6 protein-coding genes and 1 pseudogene are annotated in these 7,894 nt (G+C 55.8%); 2 read left to right on the top strand and 5 right to left on the bottom strand.

All coding sequences use genetic code 11. The features are described 5' to 3' along the window. Positions 1 to 259, bottom strand: a pseudogene (locus G474_RS0117525) (IS110 family transposase); the annotation flags it as partial. A 152-nt stretch (positions 260 to 411) separates the two neighbouring features. Between G474_RS0117525 and G474_RS0117520 the strand changes: the two are divergent. Further along, a complete protein-coding gene (locus G474_RS0117520; protein WP_084513837.1) occupies positions 412 to 3,834 on the top strand; it encodes a DEAD/DEAH box helicase in 3,423 nt (1,140 codons plus the stop codon). Between the two features lie 75 nt (positions 3,835 to 3,909). On the opposite strand, the gene G474_RS21470 is transcribed toward G474_RS0117520, so the two are convergent. The 4 genes from G474_RS21470 to G474_RS0117500 are packed head-to-tail and all read right to left on the bottom strand — an operon-like array spanning position 3,910 to position 7,405. Next, a complete protein-coding gene (locus tag G474_RS21470) occupies positions 3,910 to 5,187 on the bottom strand; it encodes a three-Cys-motif partner protein TcmP (RefSeq protein WP_043465136.1) in 1,278 nt (425 codons plus the stop codon). Further along, a complete protein-coding gene (locus G474_RS0117510) occupies positions 5,184 to 5,930 on the bottom strand; it encodes a DUF5131 family protein (protein WP_026688093.1) in 747 nt (248 codons plus the stop codon). The genes G474_RS21470 and G474_RS0117510 overlap by 4 nt, the downstream gene beginning before the upstream one ends. 2 nt (positions 5,931 to 5,932) lie before the next feature. Continuing rightward, positions 5,933 to 6,820 (bottom strand): three-Cys-motif partner protein TcmP, encoded by an 888-nt coding sequence (gene tcmP / locus G474_RS0117505; RefSeq protein WP_026688092.1) that lies wholly within the window; start codon positions 6,818 to 6,820, stop codon positions 5,933 to 5,935. 12 nt (positions 6,821 to 6,832) lie between these two features. Beyond that, a complete protein-coding gene (locus G474_RS0117500) occupies positions 6,833 to 7,405 on the bottom strand; it encodes a LexA family protein (protein WP_026688091.1) in 573 nt (190 codons plus the stop codon). Between the two features lie 238 nt (positions 7,406 to 7,643). Between G474_RS0117500 and G474_RS0117495 the strand changes: the two genes are divergently transcribed. After that, the coding region (locus G474_RS0117495; RefSeq protein ID WP_026687798.1) for a transposase at positions 7,644 to 7,894 on the top strand (251 nt) is incomplete at its 3' end.

Genomic DNA, 7,894 nt, shown 5'->3' with positions numbered 1-7,894 from the left:
TGTTGCGCTTCACATACGCTCGGATGTAGGCCGCCGGCAGCAACTTCACCGGGATGCCCAGTCGATTGAGCCAGCGCCCCCAGTGGTGGGCGGAGCCGCAGGCTTCCATCACCACCAGCCCAATGCTCCGGTTCTGGAACCAGCGCTCGAACTGGTGTCGGGTCAGCCGCTGCTGCTCGACAAGCTTCCAATTGCCATCTGCAATAGCGATTTGGAATACACTCTTGGCCAGATCCACTGCAACGGTAGTAGCATGCATTTCGGACTCCTTTCGTCGAAACCCGATCCCCATCCCCATGAGCACCGGAGGCGCTTATTCCGCGCCAAAAAGACGGGGGAGTCCATCCCATCAGTCAAGCGGTTGAGGCGGGTTACCGTCAAAAGCTGCTTGCAAAGGGGCAGGCGCGCGGGATGATTTGGCGCGCGGGCGAGCTGCCAATCGATGCGCCGAATTTCAGTCCGCTCCTGTCGGAGGACCTGCTTTCGTTCGGCTACTCGCTGCTGCTCCATGGCTTGCGCTATCTTGATTTGGGCGGCGACTTCACGACTGCGCGGCAAGCGTTCGAGGTAGCGGCAGAGTCCATCGAAGCAGTCGTTGCCCGAGGGGCGCAGGATGAGATGCGGGACTTCCACTGCCTGGTCGCAGGCAGCGCCTACCACCTGGGACGATTCTCCGCGCGCGCCTACTCACTTCTAAGATCGGATTTCGAGCAAGCCAACCTGTCTATCGTTGAGCGATGCCTCGCACAGCTGTTGCTGCGGGACCTTGCCGGGGTGAACCGTGCGGTCGCTGGCTGGTTCGAATCCGGCGTTGGCTCGGATGACAAAGTCATTGCCGCTTTGGGGCCGCTTTTCGAAGTCGACGGTCAAGGAGCCCCCCTTGAGGACAGCGAAGGTGTGGCTGAGGCCATCTTGCTTGGCTTAGAGGGCAATTTCATGTCGGCGATGTCCCAGACGCTGCTCGCTTTGGAGCGGGGCGAACAGCATCTCATTGGCGAAGGACAGGCGCGTCTCAGGCAGGGCCTGTCCGTTGCAGGTGACATGAACTTCGTCGGCCAGTGGTGGGTGCATCGCTTGGCGCTGTACATCGTCGACGACCTCTGGTCCAGCAGCTTTCACGCGATCCTGCCCGTGTCCGGTCCCAATGGTACAGCAATCGGCGATTGGGCATCGTTGCGCAAGCTGTTCATCACCTCGCTTCTATGCAGAGGTCGGTCGGAGATTGAGCTATGGCCGTCCCAAATTGAAGCTGCTAAGCGTGTGCTGGAGTACGACGCCAACCTTGTACTGTCATTGCCCACAAGTGCGGGAAAGACGCGCATCGCAGAGCTGTGCATCCTCGCGTGTCTGGCGACTGGCAAGCGAGTCGTTTTCGTCACGCCCTTGCGTGCCCTGTCTGCACAAACAGAGGTCTCGCTGCGCCGCACGTTTAGTGTGCTCGGCAAAAGCGTTTCAAGCCTCTATGGCAGCATCGGTGCCAGCAGTAGCGATGTCGACACGCTCAAGTCGCGCGACATCGTGGTGTCGACGCCCGAAAAGCTCGATTTCGCCCTTCGGAGCGACCCGACGCTCTTGGACGATGTGGGGTTGGTGGTCCTTGACGAAGGCCACATGATCGGGCTCGGCGAGCGGGAGGTGCGCTACGAAGCACAGATTCAGCGGCTGCTTCGGAGGCCTGACGCAGCTTCCCGGCGCATCGTCTGCCTTTCCGCCATCCTGCCTGATGGTGACCAACTCGCTGACTTCACCGCTTGGCTCACCGCCGACCGGCCCGATGGACTCATCAAGAACGATTGGCGTCCAACCCGGCTTCGATTTGGTGAGGTTGACTGGAACCCCAAATCCAAGGTCGCGCAGCTGAACGTGGTGGTTGGGGACGAACATCCGTTCATTCCCCAGTTTGTCGTCGGCAAGAGGACATCCAATCGCGCAAACGCAGCGATAGTGCCCGGATCGCAGACCGACCTGTGCATTTTCACGGCGTGGCGTCTAATTGAAGATGGTCAGTCGGTCCTGGTCTTTTGTCCGATCCGTGTGTCGGTCATGCCATTCGCTAAGCGCATCATCAAGCTCTGCACCGAGGGGCTGCTCCCGCCGATCATTACGCCTCCGGCCTCCGCTATCGCGTCCGCTTTGGCCGTTGGGGCTGAGTGGTTCGGCCCGGATCACGACATTTTGAAGTGCCTTCGCATGGGCGTGGCAGTCCACCATGGTGAGTTGCCCACCCAGTTCCGCAAGGAAGTGGAGCACTTGCTCAGAGAAGGCATTTTGAAGCTCACGGTGTCATCACCGACCCTCGCGCAGGGACTCAACCTGGCGGCCACCAGTCTCATCTTTCACGGGCATTCCAGACAAGGTGAGGCAATCGATGAGTCCGAGTTCCGAAATGTCGTCGGTCGGGCTGGCCGTGCATATGTCGACATCGAAGGGTTGGTGCTCTACCCAATGTTCGACGAACACGAGAAGCGGCGAGACGCCTGGAAGCGTCTGATCCGCGGCGACAAACAGCGTGAGATGGAGAGCGGCATCTTTCGACTGCTTTACTGGCTACTGGATCGCATGGCCAAGAAGCTTGGGACAAGGAATGTCGATGCCTTGCTCGCGTATGTGGCAGGTCAGGGTGCATGGAGCTTTGCGGCGGTGCCTGGGGAGCGAACGAGGTTGGCAGAGGCCGCGGCTGAAGACTGGCCCCGACATCTTACGAGCTTGGACACCGCCATCTTCAGCCTGCTTGGGGATGCGCTAATTGCTGATGAAGAGCTCGAATCAAAGATCGATGAGGTGCTGACGTCATCGCTGCTGATGCGCCGACTCGCGCGAAAGAGTGAAGGTGTTCAAAGGGCGCTTCTCACCGGTTTGAAGGCCCGTGCCAAGCTGATCTGGACCAGTTCTACAGCGGCGCAGCGGCGCGGCTATTTTCTCGCCGGAGTTGGCCTTGAGACAGGGCGGAAACTAGATGAAAAGGCCGACGAGCTTGAGTCCTTGCTGCTCAAGGCGTCGATCTCAGTAGACGGCGGACAGACCGACGAAGCTGTGCAGGCGATTATTACCTTCGCCGAGATTGCCTTTGAGATTGCCCCGTTTAAGCCGAAATCGTTGCCCCTCGATTGGCGAAAAATCTTGGAAAAGTGGCTGAAGGGAGCGCCGGTTACCGAGCTCGGGGACGACGATGCTGACGAAGCGATGTCCCTCATCGAGCATGCATTTGTCTACAACTTGCCGTGGGCAATGGAAGCCGTGCGGGTCCGCGCACAGGCTCACGCGCCTGTTTTGGATCCGCTCGACTTAGACATCGATCAGCTGCCGAACTTGGGCAGCGGCAGCGCCGTTGCTGCGGTCGAAACGGGAACGTTGTCCGTCTCGGCTGCAGTGCTGATCAAGGCCGGCTTCGCGTCGAGGCTTGGCGCCATCAACGCGGTAGTCTCGACAAATGCAGATTTCGACGACGCTAGAGGGCTGCGTGCTTGGCTTGCGTCAGACACCGTACTGGCTTTGAGCGTCATGCCCACTTGGCCGACTGAAAACTCGCACGAGTTGTGGAAGGAGTTCACTGCTCCGCACGGAGCGGGTAACGTAGCACCGTGGACTACCACGGGATACACGGGACCGGTTCAGTGGAACGGTGGCGTGCCGATGCCACCTGGGATGCCCCTGCGCATCGTCGGTTCTGGACCGAAAGCAGGCGTCATCTACAGCAGCGATTACCGAGAATTGGGCAGGGTTCGTTACCCCTTCAGCCAGACGGCCATCGGTCTCACGGTGGCAACGTCGAATGGTGCGGCAGACCGAATCTCGTTCGAGTACACCGGACCGAATGACCTGATTCAGTCCTGATTTGCCTGCGCTGGACCTGATGCTGGCGGTCGCATCCATCAATGAGTCGCGAGTATCTTGAAACTGAAAGAATCGTTACTTGATGAGGATGATTTGCCGGTTGGCTTCGACGATGTCGTCATTGTTGTAATGCATGGATGGACGCCTGATGCGGCCGTCTTTCGTGGAGACGACAATATTCTTGGAGCGATGCAGTTGCCCCATGGATGTAAGGAGATGGCTCTCCGCGCCCATCGAGTTTCCGACGCATTCTCGCAACAGGTCTCCGACCAGTACAGGACCATTCCCGGAAAAAATTCTGTCGCCGAAATACTCTCGAACCCCATCGACACAGAGATCCTCCGACGACTCGCCAAACACCAGCGTCGACTGCCCGGTATAGTCTGAGTCCTGATTAGCATCGTAGCCCAACACGAAAACACCCGGCTCCAGTTCATGACCAAATTCTGTCGCGTGTTCCCAATGCAGGGTTTTCATGACGTCATGAGCACGATAGCGGTTAGAAAGATGGATGAGCCAGTAATCCCAAGTATTGACCCCATGGGGTTTCACGAAAAATAGCGTCATGAATTTGGCACCGCTTTCGGCGCGAATGCCGTTCGCGATATGGCGCTGGATAACTCTTCGCCACGACTGCCTTTCGGACGACTTTATATGACCAATACGTTCCCACGGGATGTACTGGTCAAGACCGATTCTGGCCAATGGCTTTCGATTGGCTGCGCGGTCCGACAAATAGGTGATCAAAGAGCCGATATTGAAAGTCAAAATGACTTCGGCTCCTTCGAGGTGGTTCAGAACGTTGGCAATCTGAGGCAATGGAATGTCATCGTAGTCGTACTGGTCCAGGACGAATATCGCGTGTTCTCCCATCCGCCTGGATTTGATTTTCTGCAGCATGCGAGGTAACTCGGCGAGGAAGTCGCCGGTCGTAATTTCATGGCGCTGACGATCTGCTATATCCAGACAGCCCTCTTCGAATTTACCGTTCAGCCAATAGCGCAGGTAATCGGTCGTGTCTGGCAGGAGATCGTTGAAGTGGTAGTCGACGCTGACTTCTCTGGGTATCCGACGGCCAAGATTTAATTCGGCTCTGGCTTGCCGAACTGCCTGCATCAACCGGATCGGGGAACCGTCAGCTAAACCACCCGATTCCCTGGTGTAGTTGCCCCCGCCGCAAAACCCGTCGATCAGCGACAACTGCAGTAGCGGAATGGTCGCCCGCGACATCATCGTCAGAATGTAGCGTCTGACGTATTCCTCGATGATGGCGTGCTTGGTTTCGCTATGTTTGTCGATCGGAGGTGGAGGCTCTCCAATCCGCCAGTAATATTTTTTATTGGATGACTTCAAGGTTGTTGGTTTAGTCCTGGCATCTGATCCCAAGTCCGGCCGTTCAATTCCCTACCGTTGTATCTCTTCGCTCGTTTTTTGCCATCTGCGCCCCACCCCCCCCATTGCTTGAAGAAGAAGGCGACATTAGCCTCTTCGCATTGTATCCGAATGTCCTCAACCCATTCTTTTTGCATGGGGCGTGCTTTTGACCCCGATTCTCCACCAACGATCACCCAGTGAATGTCGGTCAGATCTAGATCGCCCAAGTCTTCCAGAAGGGGCTCAACCGATAGAAAGCGGATCTTGGCGGAGACTTGCCGAAGCAAGGCAATGCGCGGAACGCCGTATTCTCGATCCTCTACCGAGACGCCCAGCCAGGCGTTGTCTGGAACTGGCCGGTTAATGAAGTACTGCGCCATCCTGTCGGCACGCTTGGTCAGAATTTGATACGTATGCTGGGGGGTCTTGGCAATACTCTCGAAGATTTGATCGATGTATTCAAAGGGCACGTCCTCATGAAATACGTCCGACATCGAGTTTACGAAGTACACCGTTTTCTTCTTGCGTTGCAGAGGCTCCTGGAGGCGTGATGGTAGCAACGTCAGTTTGAAGCCGTTTTCGTAGCCGTGTGTACCCATGGCCTGTAAACGCTGCGCCATGAGCTCGGCGTAGCAATGCTTGCAGCCAGGGGAGATCTTGGTACAGCCAACCGTTGGGTTCCAGGTTTGTTCAGTCCATTCAATTTTGCTGGTTGTTGTCATGGTTATTTGCCCAAAAGGTGGTTGGCGATCTTCACTGCCGTGGGTGCCCCAATCGGGTTCCCCGCAGCAAAACACAGTAAGTACATAGGGTTGTTCCGGGAATTGAAGAGTGCTTTCGTGGTGGGCGCAACGCCGGAAAAGATGGACTTAAGACGCCCTATCAGAAACTCACCAATCTGATCGAAAGAGGCATCCTTGATTAAAGAAATTTCTTCTGAAAAAAAATCGCCTTGAACTGAAGGTTTGTAAAAAGCGCTGTGCCACTCGGGTGTCCCGAACATTCGTGTCAGTTTTTCCGAAAACGATTGTGGCGGTGTCGAATCCCGTTTCAATAAACGATTTGCCCCCATGCCCATAGGGAATAACAACCAGAGATCGATGGCTTTGGCATCGGCAATCTGTTTCAACAATGCCCACTCGATATTCATCCCATAAGGGTCTAGAAACACGACTGCGCGGGACTTTTTCCAATCACGGTTGCGGCATATCTCGGCAAGCAGCTTGGTGCCATCCCCTTGCATCACTTTGCAACGTGAAGTCAGTTGCGGGTAATCGCTCTCGATGGTCGACTCCAACTGAGCCGCGTGTTCTTTCTTCTTGTCGATGAAGATGTACTCGTCGAACGGAGAAGAAAGCTCCAAGGCAATTCTGGCGCTGCCTTTTTTATACGCGTCCAGTTCCGGAAGTTCTTCAGGGTCGAACAGGCTAGCCTCGTCAGACACATCCGCGGTCTTCCTTTCGCCCGTCCCAGCAAACGCGTCGATGTAGATGGTTTTGAAAAACCGGGCTTTTTCATTCTGGGTAAAAATCAGGCGATAAGCGGTCAGGTAATGTTTCAACGCTTCCAGCTTCTGTTCTGTCCAAGCGCCGCCAAATTGATGATCGATCATGTCTTCACCCGGTCAGTATTTTCTGAAGCTGCCCACCACGAGACCAAAAATTTCCAGGTGATCCCGAGCATAGATTTCCGGGTAAGCCTTGTTGGCGGGCCGCAAATAGTATTGACCGTCGCGGGCCTCCAAGTACTTCACCGTATATTCGCCATCGACGATAGCAACAATAATGTTGCCCGCCTTTGCCGGCGCCCCCTTTTTGACGATGACGACATCTCCAGGCATCAGTCCCGCATCGATCATTGAGTCACCCTTGATCGTCAGCAAAACGGTTCTGGAAGGGGTATTGATCAGATACTCATCGATGCTGTACGGCTCGGCCAATGTGTCGTTAGCAGACTGAGGCAATCCAGCCTGGACGTAGTCGAAGAGTTCTCGCTCAAAGAAGGATTTCTGCGGCTTGATCCTTCTATCGGAGGTCACGTCCAAATATCCCGCATTTGCCAGGCGTTTGACCATTGCGGATACGCCGCCTTTGGAACGCATCCCGATCAGCTTTGCAATTCCGGAGTATGGCGGAAAAACGCCAGTATTAGCGTAGTAGTCGCGCAGTTTTGCCAGATAGAGGTGGTCTTTGTTCATGGAAAAGCCCTGGCGGCAATTCCCACATCATATAGAACTATCGTTCAATATGAAAATTTTTTCGAACATTAGTTCGCTTCAATAACGACCACGTCTAAACAGAGAATGTCCGGAATCTCGAATAAAAATCCTGCCATCCGGCCTAACAGGATGGTGAGAAAGTCCGCGCCCTTGGCGTGATGCGGGAAAGCGGGCAGACTTGGGTCTGAAAGATAGAACCTAATTTTCGGGAGGAACGATGCGCGGTGCCGATGTCATGCAGGGAGCAATGTTCAGCTACGTGAGCCTGGAGGATCGGATTCCCGCGGAGCACCCGCTGCGCCGGCTGCGGGTTCTGGTAGACGCCATCCTGGCCAGCATGTCGGCGCTTTTCGATGCCCGTTATTCCCATACCGGTCGGCCCTCGGTGGCCCCGGAAAGGCTGTTGCGAGCGCTCCTGTTGCAGGTCCTCTACACGGTGCGCAGCGAGCGCCAGCTCATGGAGCAACT

This window comes from Azovibrio restrictus DSM 23866, from assembly GCF_000429665.1.
Lineage (GTDB): Bacteria > Pseudomonadota > Gammaproteobacteria > Burkholderiales > Rhodocyclaceae > Azovibrio > Azovibrio restrictus.
Note: the sequence above shows the minus strand (reverse complement) of the source record. Positions and strands in the feature narration are given on the sequence as shown.

Coding starts and splice junctions, on each gene's coding strand:
- G474_RS0117510 (WP_026688093.1), bottom strand. CDS start 5,930: ATGACAACAACCAGCAAAATTGAATGGACTGAACAAACCTGGAACCCA.
- G474_RS0117520 (WP_084513837.1), top strand. CDS start 412: ATGATTTGGCGCGCGGGCGAGCTGCCAATCGATGCGCCGAATTTCAGT.
- tcmP (WP_026688092.1), bottom strand. CDS start 6,820: ATGATCGATCATCAATTTGGCGGCGCTTGGACAGAACAGAAGCTGGAA.
- G474_RS0117500 (WP_026688091.1), bottom strand. CDS start 7,405: ATGAACAAAGACCACCTCTATCTGGCAAAACTGCGCGACTACTACGCT.